At 63.6% G+C, this 14,874-nt stretch carries 16 protein-coding genes and 1 tRNA gene; 7 read left to right on the forward strand and 10 right to left on the reverse strand.

Annotated features, from left to right (window positions below):
- Window positions 1-42 precede the first annotated feature (42 nt).
- Together NFI08_RS17285 and gdhA are read right to left on the reverse strand one after the other, a co-directional pair.
- A complete protein-coding gene (locus NFI08_RS17285; protein WP_124804776.1) occupies window positions 43-819 on the reverse strand; it encodes a hypothetical protein in 777 nt (258 codons plus the stop codon).
- A gap of 231 nt (window positions 820-1,050) precedes the next feature.
- Window positions 1,051-2,403: an NADP-specific glutamate dehydrogenase gene (gdhA, locus tag NFI08_RS17290; RefSeq protein WP_306168760.1), complete on the reverse strand. Its 1,353-nt coding sequence runs from the start codon at window positions 2,401-2,403 to the stop codon at window positions 1,051-1,053.
- Window positions 2,404-2,618: 215 nt separating this feature from the next.
- On the opposite strand from gdhA, the gene NFI08_RS17295 reads away from it, so the two are divergent.
- Window positions 2,619-3,416 (forward strand): M48 family metallopeptidase, encoded by a 798-nt coding sequence (locus tag NFI08_RS17295; RefSeq protein WP_306168759.1) that lies wholly within the window; start codon window positions 2,619-2,621, stop codon window positions 3,414-3,416.
- 62 nt (window positions 3,417-3,478) lie between these two features.
- Here NFI08_RS17295 and NFI08_RS17300 read toward each other — a convergent pair whose 3' ends face one another.
- The 4 genes from NFI08_RS17300 to NFI08_RS17315 all read right to left on the reverse strand — a co-directional run bounded on the left by NFI08_RS17300 (window position 3,479) and on the right by NFI08_RS17315 (window position 8,215).
- Window positions 3,479-3,676, reverse strand: a complete 198-nt coding sequence (locus NFI08_RS17300) for a hypothetical protein (RefSeq protein WP_124804775.1) — start codon at window positions 3,674-3,676, stop codon at window positions 3,479-3,481.
- Window positions 3,677-3,746: 70 nt separating this feature from the next.
- The gene (locus tag NFI08_RS17305; RefSeq protein ID WP_349590997.1) at window positions 3,747-6,131 is read right to left on the reverse strand and encodes an arylsulfatase; all 2,385 of its coding nucleotides are present in this window, start codon (window positions 6,129-6,131) and stop codon (window positions 3,747-3,749) included.
- Between the two features lie 295 nt (window positions 6,132-6,426).
- On the reverse strand, window positions 6,427-7,752 hold the full coding sequence (locus tag NFI08_RS17310) for an MFS transporter (RefSeq protein ID WP_306168757.1): 1,326 nt from the start codon (window positions 7,750-7,752) through the stop codon (window positions 6,427-6,429).
- A gap of 373 nt (window positions 7,753-8,125) precedes the next feature.
- A tRNA-Ser gene (locus NFI08_RS17315) sits at window positions 8,126-8,215 on the reverse strand.
- Between the two features lie 319 nt (window positions 8,216-8,534).
- Between NFI08_RS17315 and NFI08_RS17320 the strand changes: the two genes are divergently transcribed.
- The 6 genes from NFI08_RS17320 (at window position 8,535) to NFI08_RS17345 (ending at window position 11,534) form a co-directional block, all read left to right on the forward strand.
- Window positions 8,535-9,206, forward strand: coding sequence for a Bax inhibitor-1/YccA family protein (locus NFI08_RS17320; protein ID WP_045991749.1), 672 nt, complete (start codon window positions 8,535-8,537; stop codon window positions 9,204-9,206).
- Window positions 9,207-9,327: 121 nt separating this feature from the next.
- A complete protein-coding gene (tusD, locus tag NFI08_RS17325) occupies window positions 9,328-9,720 on the forward strand; it encodes a sulfurtransferase complex subunit TusD (protein ID WP_045991750.1) in 393 nt (130 codons plus the stop codon).
- Window positions 9,721-9,801: 81 nt separating this feature from the next.
- Entirely contained in the window at window positions 9,802-10,182 is a 381-nt protein-coding gene (locus tag NFI08_RS17330; protein WP_108449308.1) for a DsrE family protein, read from the forward strand.
- Between the two features lie 112 nt (window positions 10,183-10,294).
- Window positions 10,295-10,585, forward strand: a complete 291-nt coding sequence (gene tusB, locus NFI08_RS17335) for a sulfurtransferase complex subunit TusB (protein WP_108449307.1) — start codon at window positions 10,295-10,297, stop codon at window positions 10,583-10,585.
- Window positions 10,586-10,594: 9 nt separating this feature from the next.
- Window positions 10,595-10,948, forward strand: a complete 354-nt coding sequence (locus NFI08_RS17340; protein ID WP_108449306.1) for a TusE/DsrC/DsvC family sulfur relay protein — start codon at window positions 10,595-10,597, stop codon at window positions 10,946-10,948.
- Window positions 10,949-10,958: 10 nt separating this feature from the next.
- Window positions 10,959-11,534 carry an acyl carrier protein phosphodiesterase gene (locus NFI08_RS17345; RefSeq protein ID WP_108449305.1) on the forward strand — a complete coding sequence of 192 codons (576 nt, stop codon included), beginning with the start codon at window positions 10,959-10,961 and terminating at the stop codon, window positions 11,532-11,534.
- Window positions 11,535-11,602: 68 nt separating this feature from the next.
- On the opposite strand, the gene NFI08_RS17350 is transcribed toward NFI08_RS17345, so the two are convergent.
- The 4 genes from NFI08_RS17350 to NFI08_RS17365 form a co-directional block, all read right to left on the reverse strand.
- A complete protein-coding gene (locus NFI08_RS17350) occupies window positions 11,603-12,826 on the reverse strand; it encodes a molybdopterin molybdotransferase MoeA (protein WP_108449304.1) in 1,224 nt (407 codons plus the stop codon).
- Complete coding sequence (moaB, locus tag NFI08_RS17355; RefSeq protein WP_108133422.1) at window positions 12,816-13,328, reverse strand: molybdenum cofactor biosynthesis protein B; 513 nt, start codon at window positions 13,326-13,328, stop codon at window positions 12,816-12,818. The genes NFI08_RS17350 and moaB overlap by 11 nt, the downstream gene beginning before the upstream one ends.
- 20 nt (window positions 13,329-13,348) lie before the next feature.
- The gene (locus NFI08_RS17360) at window positions 13,349-13,678 is read right to left on the reverse strand and encodes a DUF1244 domain-containing protein (protein ID WP_045992216.1); all 330 of its coding nucleotides are present in this window, start codon (window positions 13,676-13,678) and stop codon (window positions 13,349-13,351) included.
- A gap of 149 nt (window positions 13,679-13,827) precedes the next feature.
- Window positions 13,828-14,871, reverse strand: a complete 1,044-nt coding sequence (locus NFI08_RS17365; RefSeq protein ID WP_108449303.1) for a formate dehydrogenase subunit gamma — start codon at window positions 14,869-14,871, stop codon at window positions 13,828-13,830.
- Window positions 14,872-14,874 lie beyond the last annotated feature (3 nt).

The raw sequence follows: 14,874 nt of genomic DNA on the forward strand, positions 1-14,874 counted from the left end.
CGGTCGAGAAAGCCCCTTGCAAAAATGTCCTGGAAGACCCCGTCAGGGCACCAGCAACTTGAACTGCAGCGAAAATTGGTCTTCGGGCACGGCGTAGTCGTCGGCGAAGTTGTGCTCATACAGACCACTGATCTGCAGCGGGGAGTCTCCCAGCTTTACCAGTTTGCTGAGTCGGCCACCCACGGGCAGGCTGCTCCAGTCGCTGTGCTCCCAGTCGTAGGTGATGTTCATCTCCGAAGTGCCCACTGACCAGCCCTGGCCGAGCCCGAGATTGATGATGGGCTGCAGGATGCTCAGGTTGACGTCCTCGCGATCGTCCTCACCGGCGACACTGAAGATGTTCTGGTTGAAGGCGCCATACAGGAAGGAGCCCCGCGAGGCCGCAAACCCGACCGCCGGACCCAGACCCCACTGTTCGGCGCCACGATGCTCACCGCCGGTCGGCAGAAGGGCGACCACACCGAAGCCAGAACGACCCCAGGAGTGTTCGAAGGTGGTGAGGTCGAACACCGTAGAATCGCTAAGGCCGGTGGAACCGCCGGGATCCTCGGTCAGTGAGGGCACCGTCAGGCGAAAGATGTGCTGGTGGCCCGCCAGCCGGTAGGGCAGCGCCGTTCTGAACTGGACGATGTTCTGTGAATCATTGGTGCCGTGGACTTCCGGGCTCCAGGAATTCTGTAGCTGGAAGTTCATCAGTGGCGCAGTGGGGTCGGAGGCGGCCTGTCCGAGTTCCTGCTCGGCCAGGACTCCGGGGCTGATCGCCAGTGTGCCGATCAGCAGCGCGGCACCAACGGATCTGCTGGCTAACGGAACGTTCACCCTCAGGCCATTCTGTTCGCAGAGCTCGCCGCCCCGAATCCTGACTCTTCCCTGATGCATCCCGACATTCCCCCAGCCGATGAGAGAGCCCCTGCAATGCGGGCTCGATTGCTATTTCGGCATAGTGTAGTCGGTCTTGCATGTAATATGCGTTTTTGTGCTTATCTGCCGGCGGTTAGATCGGCAGGGTCCTTGTTGCCAACCGTCCCCCGGACAAACCTGTCCCGGGATTTACCAGGCCCCCTGGTCGATCATGGCATTGGCGACGCGCCTGAATCCCGCAATGTTGGCGCCCAGCACCAGGTTGTGGGGCTCGCCGAATTCCTCTGCGGTGGACGCACAGCAGCGATGGATATTGGCCATGATCGCCTGGAGGTGGGCATCGACCTTCTCCAGCGGCCAGATCTGCATGCTGGCGTTCTGCGCCATTTCCAGTTGACTGGTGGAGACGCCGCCGGCGTTGGCCGCCTTGCCGGGGGCGTAGGCGATGCGGGCCTCCAGCAGACGGTCCACCGCCAACGGCAGGGTCGGCAGGTTGGCCCCCTCGCATAGACACTCGAGCCCATTGGCGAGCATCGCCTCGGCGTCGGCCAGGGTGACCTCGCCCTGGGTCGCGCAGGGAAAGGCGACCTGGCCAGGGATGCGCCAGACGGCGTGGCCGTCGGCGGGGTAGTCGTCCAGCGCAATGAAGCGGGCCCGGGGGTGATCCTTCAGGTAGCCCTCAAGCGAGACGCGCTCGACCTCCTTCAAGCGCTTGAGAGCCTCCAGATCGATGCCGTCCGGGTCGTGGAGGCAGCCACCGGAATCGCTGCAGGTGACCGGCAGGGCATCCAGCTGATGAAGCTTCTCGATGGTATAGATGGCGACATTGCCTGCGCCGGAGACCAGGCAGGTCTTGCCGCGCAGTTCTTCACCCCGGGCTGCCAGCATGTGCTGGGCAAAGTAGGCGGCGCCATAGCCGGTGGCCTCCTTGCGGCCCAGCGATCCGCCCCAGTCCAGCCCCTTGCCGGTAATCACCCCTTCGTGACGTCGCGTCAGTCGCTTGTACTGGCCATAGAGGTAGCCGATCTCTCTGGCGCCGACGCCGATATCGCCCGCAGGGACATCCACGGTGGGCCCAAGATGATCCACCAGTTGGGTCATGAACGCCTGGCAGAAGCGCATGATTTCCCCGTCGGAGCGTCCGCGCGGGTCGAAGTTGGCGCCGCCCTTGGCGCCACCGAGCGCGAGTCCGGTCAGAGCGTTCTTGAAGATCTGCTCGAACCCGAGAAACTTGATGATGCTGGCGTTGACGCTGGGGTGAAAGCGAAGGCCCCCCTTGTAGGGGCCGAGAGCCGAGTTGAACTGGACACGGTACCCCTTGTTGACCTGGATCTTGCCGTTGTCGTCGGTCCAGCAGACGCGAAACATCAGCTGGCGCTCGGGCTCCACCAGTCGCTCGATGATGGCGTGCTCGAGGTAGCAGGCGTCTGACTCCAGCAGGGGCCTCAGGGACGCCAGGATCTTCTCTGCAGCGGCATAGAACTCCGCCTGGGCGGGACTGGTGGCTTTCAGCCCTTCCAGAGTGTTGTGCAGGTAATCCACGGCCGCGTCTCCTTTCTTGAGGCTTCCTTCGGCGTTGTGCCGTCGCTGGCTCGTTCACTATAGGAGTGGGGCGGCTTGTCAGACAGCAGGATGCGCTTTATGGCGAATTCCAGATGCGTCTGACGTCGGCCGTAGTCAAACACCGTGACAAACGGCATCATTCAGACGATAGGGCGATGGTCGCCCAGCAGCTTTTCATGAAAAGGTCAGGCTCGATGAAACGATCCTATTTTCCCGTGGTACTGACGCTATTGCTGGCCGTCGCGCTGGGGGGCTGTGACGAGACACCCACCGGGCGTAGCCAGCTTGCCTTGGTGCCTGGCTTCGTGATGAGCGACATGGGGGGTGACGCCTTTGAGCAGATGCGAAGCCAGCTACCGCTTTCCACCGATGCCGCCATCAAGGCCGAGGTCCAATGTGTCAGCGACGCCTTGATCAAGTCGGCGCGGCTCGTCTATCCCAAGGTCGAGATGCCTGACGACTGGCAGGTGGTCGTGTTCGACAATCCCTCGCCAAATGCCTTTGCCTTGCCGGGAGGGCGCATTGGCGTGCACTCGGGGCTGTTGCAGGTCGCTCAGACGCCCGCCCAGCTGGCCGCGGTGGTCGGTCACGAGATCGCCCATGTGCTCGCCGACCACGGCAACGAGCGATTGACCCAGCAGTTGGGCATCAAGGCCGTGCTGCTGGTGGTAGGACTGATGAGCGAGGGCGACGTGGGGCAGGAACCCTTGCTCCAGGCGCTGGGCATCGGCAGCCAGCTCGGCATCGCCTTGCCGTTCAGCCGTGCCCATGAGTCCGAAGCCGACGTGATGGGGCTGGCCATCATGGCGCGCGCCGGATTCGATCCCGGCGAGAGCGTCGCCCTCTGGCGCAATATGGCATCGGTTGGCGGTGATCAACCGCCGGAGATCCTGTCCACCCATCCGGGGCATCAGTCACGTATCGAAGGGTTGCGTGCCGAGATGGTGCAGGCCAAGGAGGTTTACAGAGGCGTTTCGCCCAGCCGCTGCTAGGGCTTGTCTGAAAAGTGCCTGCGCTCGCTAATACGGCGTTAAAAATCAGATCAACAGGTGGGTCAGACGTTGGTGGGCGTTCGACCGAGCTTGTCTTCAAAGGCCAGGGCCGCGGCGGCGGCCCTGGCTTCGTCCTGTCCATCGTGGCGAGAGACCACCCGCCGTGAGGCGTTGGGAGAGGAATCCGAAAATGCCACCACCGCCCAGCGAGTGCGCTTCATCGTTCTTGTCTGATAACTCTCCACACGATAATGCTTCATGTCCATCCATCTCGGCATAGTTCACGGGTATGACCCTGATTGCCGACGTAAAGTTCGAAAGCCTCACCAATTAGAGCAGCTCGATCGTAAAGGCTTCTATCTTGCCGCCAAAGGCGAAAGGGCGTCGCTCTGCGTAGTGGCGTGAGACGGAGGAGCCCAGATCGCGGCCCACGTCGAAGGTCTCGCTGGCGCTGAAGGCCAGGGGAACCGTCGCGGGCACCTGACCTTCCGCCGCGGTTTGCCCATCCACCTCGATCGTCACCTGCGCCGCTTTCCCGGGCACCGGGATCCGGGTGGTGATGACGATGTCGTGGCTGCCCGGGGCCAGGGCGGCTGTGTGAATGCGGGTATTCTCCATCAGCAGCATATTGTACTCGTAGGTCAGCCTGCCCTGATCAAGATAGACGCTGAGCCCGCCGCCGGCACCTCCGATGGCATACAGCACGCCCTCGGCATCGCCCTGGCCGGTGTCGATACGCAGGCTGGCCCGGGTGCTCTGGCGACCAACGCCGGGGGCCGAAAATTCCGGCATGCGTTGAGTTGTCTGGGTAAAGGTCCAGTGATCGTAGCGCGTCTTGACCCGGTCCTCGGGGTGGACGCGAAGCCAGTTGCCCGCACCGGTGGGGAAGGCCTTGTTGTCCTCGGCGATATCCATGAAGCGTTGTTTCATCATGGCCAGTCGCTCAGGCTGAGCGTGGGCCAGATCTCTGGCCTGGGAAAAATCGCTTCGCAGGTCGTAGAGTTCCCACACATCTTCGGCGGAATCCCAGTCGGCGATCCGCTGTGCCGCGCTCGAGGTATCCCAGGGAACCAGCGGGCCAAAGGTACCGGCAAAGTAGCCATCCAGGTAGAGCCCTCGACTGCCGTTATTGTCGAAGAACTGGTGGTGCTTGCGTCCGGGGGCATCGGCGTCGTCGAAGGTGTAGGCCAGGCTGATACCGTCCATCGGCATCTGCGGGTAGCCGTTGACGACGTCCGGCAGCGGGATGTCCAGAATGTCGTAGAGGGTCGGGGCAATATCCACCACGTGGTGGAACTGGTGACGTACCTGCTCATCCGGTGCGATATGGCCGGGCCAGGAGATGACCATGGGGTTGCGGGTCCCGCCGAAATAGGCACCGAGCAGCTTGGTGCCCTTGAAGGGAGTGCTGCCCGCCCAGGCCCAGCCGGCGTGGTACATGTTTTCGGTCTGGGGGCTGCCGAGAACATCGAGGCCGCCCATGCGATCCAGTACCTCTAGCTGCTGGGCGACACTGCTGCCGATATTGTTCTGGGCCAGCAGTTCGCTGATCGAGCCGTGCTGGCCTTCGGCACTGGAGCCATTGTCGCCGACGATGTAGATGACCAGGGTATTGTCTCTGAGCCCCATTTCCGCCATGCCCTCGAGCAGTCGCTCGACCTGGCTGTCGGTGTGCTCCACGAAGCCGGCGTAGATTTCCATCAGGCGAGTCTGGAAGTCGCGCTGGCTCTCGGGAATCTCGTCCCACCCTTGCAGGCTGTCGTCGCGTGGCGTGAGTTCTGTGCCCGGCGGAATGATGCCCATCTCGAGCTGTCGCTGGTGGGTGCGCACGCGGTAGGCATCCCAGCCATCGTCGAACTGGCCGTCGTAGCGATCGGCCCATTGCGGTGCAACGTGATGGGGGCCGTGGGCCCCACCCGGCGCCCAGTACATGAAAAACGGCTTGTCCGGATCGAAGGCCCGGTAGTCGGCGAGCCACGCGAGCGCCTGGTCGGTCAGGTCCTCGGTCAGGTGGTAGTCGGGATCGTCTTCGGGGGGCTCGACATGCAGGGTGTCCACGGTCAGGCGTGGCTCCCACTGAGACGTCTCGCCCCCCAGAAAGCCGTAGAAGTGCTCGAAACCATAGGCGGTAGGCCAGCGATCCTTGGGGCCGATCGCTGTCGTCTCGACCGCCGGGGTGTTGTGCCACTTGCCGAAGGCGGCGGTGTGGTAGCCGTACTGCTTGAGCACCTCGGCCATGGTGGCGGCATTCTTCGGAATCACGCCGGTATAGCCGTCGAAGGCCACCGCCCGTTCGGCAATGGTACCGGAGCCCACCCGGGTATGATTGCGACCGGTCAGCAGGGACGCCCGCGTGGGAGAGCAGATGGACGTGGTATGAAAGCCGGTGTACTCGATGCCTTCATCGGCCAGGCGCGACAGCGCTGGCATCCTGATCTCGCCACCGAAGACCTCGGACACCCCGAAGCCCACATCGTCCAGCATGACGATCAGAACATTGGGGGCGTCTTGCGGCAGGTGGGACGGCTGGTCCGGCCACTGCATGGTGGCGTCCTGGAGGCGAGGTGGTACATCGCTCGGCATGGGGGCGGGGGCGAAGGGTAATAACGCTCCGTCCGTCTCGGGCCGACCGGTCTCGGGCTGGCTTGCCCCAACCGGGCCCGATACGGGAGAGAGCAGCACCAGGCCGGCGAGGACGCCGACCATGACTTGCATGGACCTTTGCATGGACCTCTGCATGACATACCTTCCTCGATAGCGGATTGCTGCGCATGGAAACGCTGGCTCGTCGGGCGTGTCCCTGGCGACAATCGTTGCTGTGTTTCGGTGGCGACTCGTTCCGAAATTATGGGTCACTCATCACAGCAGGCCGAGCTATCGGCGGCGATAACACTGAGGAGAGATGTCGCGGCGTTATCTGGGGTGATTGACCCCGGTCAGGATTGCCGCATGGTCCTGGCAGGGGCATGGCTTATGCCGGGCATAGCGCTATTTGGGGCTGCGTCTTGGGTCAGCCCCGTTCTGCTTTATGGCTGTGTTCAAGACCGGCGGTCGGCTCATCTCGTGGGTCTTCTCCAGCCAAGTATTCAGGGTCCTCCAGTGGCTCGCCCGCTTCGTTCTGCAGCTGCAGATCGTAGGCGGACTGGAGGCCCGGAGGATCCTCCACCTCTTCATCGCCCACCTGATGAATATGGCCTGGGTACAAGGGCGACAGCAGGGCAACCAGGATGCCGATTGACGCGAAGATGGCGAACCCCTCGGCATAGCTGAAGACATTGAGCAGAGCGCCGATGACCGGCGAGCCGGTGGCCTGGCCAAGCGACACGGCCATGAAAGGCAGCACCGGCCCCATCGCCAGGCGCCCGGGCAGCAGGCGAATGCCGGTCATCAGGTAAAGACCCGTCAAGCTCATGTAGGCGAGGCCAAAGACCAGAGCGGAGAATGCCGCCAGCACGGGTTGGGCGGGGCTGGCGGCAAGCAATGCCAGGCTTGCCGCCAGCATGGTCAGCATCAAGGCCTGGGTGATGGGCGGATTGTTGCGGTCGGCCAGATCCGCCACCACCGCACCGCCGAGACCGGCGATGCCGACGGCGAGCCACAGCCACCCCGTGGCGCTTGGCGACAGACCGCCAAGGGTCACCACCAGGTCCGGAGCAAAGATCCAGTAGGCTGCCGAGATGAAGCCCATCGCGTAGGAAAACAGGGTGAGCCTCACGAGCCGTGACCACGGCAGTTCACGCAATGCAGGTGGGTCGGCGGCGTTGGAAGGCGTGATGCGCGACACCGAGGGTAGGTACAGCCAGGTAGCGCACACGCCGATGACCGTCAGCAGGGCGAAGGACAGATAGGCCAGTCGCCAGGCGTCCGCCATGAACAGTACCGTTGGCACGGCGACGATCACGCCGATACTGGTTCCCGCATTCATGACCGAACTGACACGAGCATGCAGTGAGCGTCTCACCAGCGCCTGCATCCCGGCGGTGAGTGCGGGCATCATCAGGCCGGTACAGATGCCGCAGGCGAACACCCCGATGCTGAGCATGGTCGCATCGGCCGCACGGCTGATCAGTGCCAGGCCGACGATACCGAAAAGCCCGGACAGTACCGCTGCGTAGCGGGCACCAAGACGATCGGTGGCGTAAGGCGCCACCGCCGTGGACAGCAGGAAGCTGATCAGGGGAAGGGCGCCGATGATGCCGATGGCATCAGGCGTCAGCGACAGCTCATCGCGAATCTGGGGGACAAACAGGCCGAAGGCAAAACGGGCGAGTCCGTAGCTGATGGCGACCAGGGCCGCGCCGAAAACCGCAAAACCGGTGCTGGAAAGAGACCTCATGCTAGCTCCTCCGACATGCACGTTGCGCCACCTGTAGTTATCTGGCGCCTTGATGCATCGTGTCTGGTTCGTCCCTGTCGTGCTGCCTGGAGCAACAGATGCAAGCAGGGTGCACGATTTGCGGCGTTGTCGCCAATCCATCAACGACAATCGGTGACCTTTTCACGACAACCGGTGAACAGACCTTGCTGCTGGGGCTGGTGTGCAGAACCAGATGTGCAGTCACTGGTGTGAAGAACCATGGCGGGGCAGCGCCTCGAGACCGTCGAAGGATTGGCGTGCCGAAAGGCAGGGAGCTGTTGAAGGAAGAGGGAAGAGGGAAAAAACGAAGAAGGGGATCAGTCTGTCGACTGATCCCCTTCTGGATTCGAGGTGGCGGAGGGACAGGGATTCGAACCCTGGAAGGGCGTTAACCCTTGCCGGTTTTCAAGACCGGTGCATTCAACCGCTCTGCCATCCCTCCGGCTCACGGCGGTGTACTTTACCAGCTTTTCTCCCCACGTCAACACTTGTGTGCGATCAATGTCTTACGCGATAGAGCGACACCCCTCCCTGATGCCTTCAAGGGAGCTGTTGCAATAGGGTGACTGCGCAAAAATTGTGCAGCTAAGCAATTTTTTGTCGCCGATAGGAAACAGTGTTCGCGCCGCCCATGGCGGGCCCATGGGCCAGTCTGATCGCTTGAATGGCGTTGAAACCCCGTCGCCAGGCGGCTTGCGTCGGGAACTTGCTGGGGGCATGCTGTGTCGAATGCATGTCAACCAACAGGGAGCTCTGGATACATGGCTTATCAAGAGTCACAGGTGAATCGTCAGACCCAGACGCAGGTCGCTGCGACGAACAAGGTTCTGCGCAACACCTACGGCTTGCTGGCGATGACACTACTGTTCTCTGCCATCACCGCAGGGGCCGCCGTGGCCCTCGGTGTACAGCAGATGAACATTCTGGTGTTCTTCATCGGCGCCTACGGCCTGATGTTCCTGGTCCACAAGACCGCCAACTCGGCCCTCGGCCTGCTGGCGACCTTTGCCTTCACTGGCTTCATGGGCTTCACCCTCGGCCCGATCCTGAGCGCCTATCTGACGCTGTCCAACGGTCCCGAGCTGATCATGACCGCACTGGGCATGACCGGCCTGACCTTCTTTGGTCTGTCAGCGGTGGCGTTGATCACTCGCAAGGACTTCAGCTTCCTGGCGAACTTCATGATGGCTGGCGCCATCGTGCTGATCCTGGCCATGGTGGCGGCGTTGATCTTCAACATTCCGTCGCTGTCGCTGATGGTATCGGCTGGCTTCGTGCTGTTCTCCTCCGCGGCGATCCTGTACCAGACCAGCGAGATCGTGCACCGTGCCGGCGAGACCAACTACATCCTCGCCACCATCACTCTCTATGTGTCGATCTACAACCTGTTCATCAGCCTGCTGTCGCTGCTGGGCGTGGTAAGCCAGGACTGATCGTCGCAAGACGTTCTGGCACAACTGTCGTACACTGTCGGCCCCGCCTTGGCGGGGCCGACGTGTTTTTGATGACCCGCTTTGTTCAACTCCCGACGTTGGCGGGAGCCAAGGGAATACCATGCGTTATGCCATCCTGCTGCTGGGTGCCCCCTACAGCCATCAGGCCGCACACAGCGCGCTGCGCTTCGCCCGTGCGGTGATCGCCCGCGGTCACCACCTGGAGGCCGTCTTCTTCTATCGCGATGGCGTTCACAACGCCGCGCGCCTGGCATCGCCGCCCCAGGACGAGCCTCATCTGGTCGACGGCTGGACCACGCTGAACCAGGAGCATGGCGTGCGTCTCGAGGTGTGCATCGCCGCCGCACTGCGCCGAGGCATCGTCGACGCCGACGAGGCGGCCAGGCACGGCAAGCAAGGCCACAGCGTCCAGGCGCCGTTCGAGCTGACCGGCCTCGGCCAGCTGGTGGACCTGGGCCTCGAGTGTGACAGGCTGGTAACCTTTGGTGCCTGAACAACACCGAGCTGCTGCCGACTGCCGCCAGGCAATGGGTCCCGAGCAGGGCAACGCTGAACCGAGAAGAGTGAAAGGTCGATGATTGAGGAACCCAACGACGATTCGGGGGATCTGCTGGTGATTCTTCGTCATGGCCCCCATGGCACCAGCTACCTGAAAGAAGGTCTCGACACGGCGCTGGTGGCCGCCGCCTTCGGACGCCGGGTATCCCTGTTGTTCCTGGCCAGTGGCGTGGCGGCACTGGTGCCGGGGCAGGGCGCCGGCCCGCTGGGGCAGAAGGGCACCCAGCCGACGCTGGCCATGCTCGAGATGTACGACATCGACCGGCTGTTCGTGGATGGGGCAGGACTTGCCGAGTTGGGCGTGGCGCCCGAGACGCTGACGCCGGATGCCATTGTCATCGAGGGTGACGCCATTGCCGCCCTGATGGCGGAGCACGCATTGGTGCTGACCTTCTGAATCGGCGTCACAGACGACTCCAGACCGCGTCTCTGTCGGGGCTCGCTCCCGCCAGGTTTTACCCATCGACGTCAGCCACTGGACTCACCCACGACCACTACCAGGAATCGGGATGATACTGCACACCCTCAATCGTTCACCGCTGGAGTCGACGGTCTATCGGCAGGCGCTACGGGCGTTGGCAGAAGACGACAAGCTGTTATTGATCGAAGACGCCGTGCTTGGCGCTCTGCCGGCCCAGCAGGCGCTGTGGTCGTCTCTGCCCGGTCGTCTACTGGCGCTGGCCGAAGATCTCGAGGCGCGCGGCTTGAGCGAACACTGTGCCACCGGCATCGAAGTCGTCGACGTGGACGGTTTTGTCAGGCTCACCGAAGAGGCCGATAAAGTGGTCAGCTGGTACTGAGGTAACACGATGGCAAGCACTGAAACTGCACGAACCCTGGAACTCGGCCAGGCCTCCGTCCCCCTGGACCCGGAAGGCTATCTGATCAATCTCGATGACTGGAGTCCCGCCGTCGCCGAGGCGCTGGCGGCGGAAGAGGGCATCACCCTCGGCGACGAACACTGGCAGGTGATCGACGTCCTGCGAGACTTCTATGCGCGCTTCGAGCAGGCTCCGGCCATGCGCCCGCTGGTCAAGGCGGTGGGCCAGGCGCTGGGCAAGGACAAGGGGAGCTCGCTGTACCTGATGAAGCTGTTCCCCGGCAGCCCCCCCAAGCTGGGCGCCCGTTTGGCGGGCCTGCCCAAACCAACCAACTGCCTGTAGACGTGCGGCGTTGAACTTTCTCGCCCACGCCTGGCTCGCCCGTGCCGGTGACGACGACTTTCTGCTCGGCAACCTGATCGCCGACGGCGTCAAGGGGCGCGATCTCGGCCAGTGGCCCGAAGGCGTCGCAGCAGGCATACAGCATCACCGGCGGGTGGACGCCTTCGTCGATCGTCATCCCTCGGTACTTGCCGCTCGACGTCGGGCACCTGCGGCGAGTCGTCGTGTGGCCGGTATTGCCCTGGATCTGATGTGGGACCACTTTCTCGCTCGGGATCTGGCTACCAGCGACCCACACGAGCGCGAGGTCGTGATCGAGCGATGCTATCGACTGTTCGAGTACCACGGCGCACCGCAGCGGCTGGCCACCATGGTGCCGGTACTGGTGCGTGAGGACTGGCTGCGTCGCTACGCCAGCCTCGCCTTCACCTGCCGTGCCATCGCCGGCATTGGCTCACGCCTGTCCGGGCCCAACCGACTGGCCGAACTGGTGCCGCATCTGCGCGATGACTATCGTCAACTGGACGACGACTTCGCGACCCTGTGGCGCGATACCCGCGCGGAACTCGAGACCTCGGGTTCCTAGGGCTCTAACCTTCGCTCGTCGACTTTTCGGACCGCGCCTAGCGACTACCGCGCTGCTTCAGCGGACCGCTACCAGGTCCGCAGCCACAGGCATTCCACCTTGTCGCCCGGCGCTATCTCGCAATGGGGCGGGATCACCGCCAGGGCGTCGGCATCAATGCAGGATGACAGTACCCCGGAATTCTGGTCGGAAAACGCCAGGGCGCTGACGCCCTGTGGGCCGAAGGCGAGGCGCACCCGCATGTAGTGCTGGCGCGGACCGGTGGAGGTGGCAAAGTCGCTGCGGGCCCATAGCCGCGGTAGCTCCGCCATGGATTCACAGCCCTGCAGGGCACCCAGCAGCGGGCGCAAGAATAGCCAGGCACCGACATAGCTGGACACCGGATTGCCGGGCAAGCCGACAAACCGCACCGGCGTGCCGCCAGGTCCTTCCATCTGACCCAGGGCCAGCGGCTTGCCGGGACGAATGGCCAGGCGCCACAGGTTCAGCGTGCCCAGTGTCTCCAGCGCCGCCTTGACGTGATCTTCCTCACCGACGCTGACGCCGCCGGTGGAGACCACCAGGTCCGCTACCTCGGCGGCCTCCTTCAGACAGGCGCGGGTACCCTCCGGGCTATCCGGTACGCTGCGCGTGAGCACTATTTCGGCGCCGAAGCGCTCCAGCAGGCTCTTGAGCATGGGGCGGTTGGAGTTGTAGATCTGGCCAGCTGCCAGGGGCTTGCCCGGATCGATGATCTCGTCGCCGGTGGACAGCAAGGCCACCCTGGGTCGGCGGTGGACGTCCACTTCGACGATACCCTGGCCTGCCAGGTGGCCAAGTGCGGCGGCGTCGAGCCGAGTGCCGGCGTCCAGCAGCGGGGCGCCTGCGCGTACGTCGCGGCCCCGCCGGCGCACGTTGTCGCCCGCCGGGATGTCGGCGGGAATGACGGCCTCATCACCCTCGCGCTGGACCTTCTCCTGCATCACCACACAGTCGGCGCCTTCGGGCAGCTGGCCACCGGTAAAGATGCGGGCACAGCGGCCGCGCTCCAGTCGCTCGCCCGGGGCCCCGGCGGCCACTCGCAGGGCCACCGGCAGGCGTTGTCCGGCGTCTTCATGGTGCAGGGCGTAACCGTCCATGGCGCTATTGTCGAACGGCGGTACATCCAGGGCCGCCACGACCGGGGCTGCCAGCACACGGCCTTCGGCCTGTTCGCAGGGCTGGCGCTCCACCGGCAGCGGCGCGACGCCATCGAGCAGGGTGGCCAGGGCGTCCTCCATGGGCGCCAGTGACGCTGCGTGGCTAGACGTCATGCTGCCCCCGCTCCGGTATCACCAGATTGGCGAAGTTGCAGGGCCGGTGACGGCTGTCGAGCTGCTCGGCAAGGATGCCGTCCCAGGCGGTGCGGCAAGCGCCGGTGGAGCCCGGCAGGCAGAACACCACGGTGTGATTGGCCATGCCTCCCAGGCAGCGGCTTTGCACGGTGGAGCTGCCGATTTCCTGATAGGACAGCTGGCGGAACAGCTCGCCGAAGCCCTCGATGCGCTTGTCGAGCAGGGCCGATACCGCCTCCGGGGTGGAATCCCGTCCGGTGAAGCCGGTACCGCCGGTGGTCAGGATCACCTGCACTTCGGGGTCGGCGATCCAGCCTGACACCACCGCACGGATACGATAGATGTCATCGATCACGATCTGCTTGTCGGCGAGCTGGTGGCCGGCGGCCTCGAGCCGCTGCACCAGCGCCTGACCGCTGCGATCGGTGTCTTCGGTGCGGGTGTCGGAGACGGTCAGTACCGCCACCTTCAACCCGATCATGGTGTCCTGACTCACTGGCGTCACTCCTTGTCACCGGTACGCTGCTGCTTGGCCTGCTGGCGAGCCTCGAAGGCCGCCATCTGTTCGGGGGTGGCCTTGGCCTGATACCTGTCCTTCCATTCGCTGTAGGGCATGCCGTAGACGTGTTCACGGGCGCTTTCGTAGTCGAGCGTCTCACCGCGCTCTTCGGCGGCGGCGACCAGCCACTTGGACAGGCAGTTGCGGCAGAAGTCCGCCAGAATCATCAAATCGATGTTCTGCACATCCTTGTTGTCGTCAAGGTGGCGAAGCAGGCGGCGGAAGGCGGCCGCCTCGAGTTCGGTGCGAGTGGCCTCATCGAGGTGCTGCATGGGGGACTCCAGTAACAGAAAACGATCAGTCGGGCGACTGTCCCACGATGGTAACGCAAGACCGTCACAAGAACAGCGGCAAAAGAATGCCGCCCCGAGTGAGCCCGGGGCGGCGAGAGGGATAGCGGTCACCGTGGGTGGGGCTGCGCTCAGGAGGGGCTGGGTGATTCCGGTTTGGTATCGTCGGTGGCCTCCACGTCAGCCGGCGCCTCGGCCTGATCCTTGACCTCTTCGTACCACAGGTTGTGGTGCTGCTTGGCCCAGCTTTCGTCGACGTAGCCGGTGGTCATGCCCTCGAGCGCACCCTCGGTCCCCAGGGTGCCGATATAGATGTGACCGAAGGAGACGGCGGTAAGCGCGAGGGCACCCACCGCATGGATGATGTTGGCCCACTGCATGGTGTCCCGGCTCTGGTCGAAGTTCGGGAAATCCAGTACCAGGCCACTGACGAAGACAACCATGCCGGCCGTGGCCAACAGCCAGAACCAGGCCTTCTCGCCTCCGTTGGCAAAGCCGGCGTCTGGATGCTTGTCGCCGACCATGCCGCCGCCTTGCTTGAACCACTCGATATCGTGGGCCTTGATCCAGTTGTGCTTGAGAAAGCGCAACAGCACGAAGATCAGCAGCAGACCGAAGAACGGACCGATGTAGTTGTGCAGGAACTTTGTGCCGCTGATCATCGCAGCCCAGAAGGCGTCGCCAAACACTGGCTTGAACACGAACTTGCCGTAGAGAATGTTGAGGCCCGTCAGCGCCAGGATGATGAACAGCGTCGCCAGGGTCCAGTGCAGCGCCCGGCTGAGTACCGACCAGCGCAACAGCTTACGCCCGGTGCGTGGCTCCTCGAGGCGGCTGCGACCGACGATCAGATAGAAGATGGTGATCATCACCAGCATGCCGCCCACGGCGATCAGCCCGAAGGGCGAGACCCACTTGTTGCGCCATTGGCGCCAGCTCTCGCCGCTCTGGTTGATCAGGCTGTAGGTCGAATCGTGGCGGGTATCGATAAAGGACTCGCCATCCTTCACCTGGCGCCAGGTATCGGCGTCGGCGCTGGGTACGGCGGTGGCGATCTCGGCATTGGGGTCGGCACCCATGGCGGGAGCGGCGCAGGCCAGCAACAACAGCAGCAGTGCTGGCAGCACCAGCCCCAGGGCTCCACCCGGTCGAGGCAAGGCATCACGAAGGTTCATGGG

It is taken from the genome of Halomonas sp. EF61 (assembly GCF_040147045.1).
Taxonomy (GTDB): domain Bacteria; phylum Pseudomonadota; class Gammaproteobacteria; order Pseudomonadales; family Halomonadaceae; genus Halomonas; species Halomonas litopenaei.

Coding starts and splice junctions, on each gene's coding strand:
- tusD (WP_045991750.1), top strand. CDS start 9,328: ATGCGTTATGCCATCCTGCTGCTGGGTGCCCCCTACAGCCATCAGGCC.
- NFI08_RS17310 (WP_306168757.1), bottom strand. CDS start 7,752: ATGAGGTCTCTTTCCAGCACCGGTTTTGCGGTTTTCGGCGCGGCCCTG.
- NFI08_RS17360 (WP_045992216.1), bottom strand. CDS start 13,678: ATGCAGCACCTCGATGAGGCCACTCGCACCGAACTCGAGGCGGCCGCC.
- NFI08_RS17340 (WP_108449306.1), top strand. CDS start 10,595: ATGGCAAGCACTGAAACTGCACGAACCCTGGAACTCGGCCAGGCCTCC.
- NFI08_RS17300 (WP_124804775.1), bottom strand. CDS start 3,676: ATGAAGCATTATCGTGTGGAGAGTTATCAGACAAGAACGATGAAGCGC.
- NFI08_RS17350 (WP_108449304.1), bottom strand. CDS start 12,826: ATGACGTCTAGCCACGCAGCGTCACTGGCGCCCATGGAGGACGCCCTG.
- NFI08_RS17320 (WP_045991749.1), top strand. CDS start 8,535: ATGGCTTATCAAGAGTCACAGGTGAATCGTCAGACCCAGACGCAGGTC.
- NFI08_RS17305 (WP_349590997.1), bottom strand. CDS start 6,131: ATGCAAGTCATGGTCGGCGTCCTCGCCGGCCTGGTGCTGCTCTCTCCC.
- tusB (WP_108449307.1), top strand. CDS start 10,295: ATGATACTGCACACCCTCAATCGTTCACCGCTGGAGTCGACGGTCTAT.
- moaB (WP_108133422.1), bottom strand. CDS start 13,328: ATGATCGGGTTGAAGGTGGCGGTACTGACCGTCTCCGACACCCGCACC.
- NFI08_RS17295 (WP_306168759.1), top strand. CDS start 2,619: ATGAAACGATCCTATTTTCCCGTGGTACTGACGCTATTGCTGGCCGTC.
- NFI08_RS17365 (WP_108449303.1), bottom strand. CDS start 14,871: ATGAACCTTCGTGATGCCTTGCCTCGACCGGGTGGAGCCCTGGGGCTG.
- NFI08_RS17330 (WP_108449308.1), top strand. CDS start 9,802: ATGATTGAGGAACCCAACGACGATTCGGGGGATCTGCTGGTGATTCTT.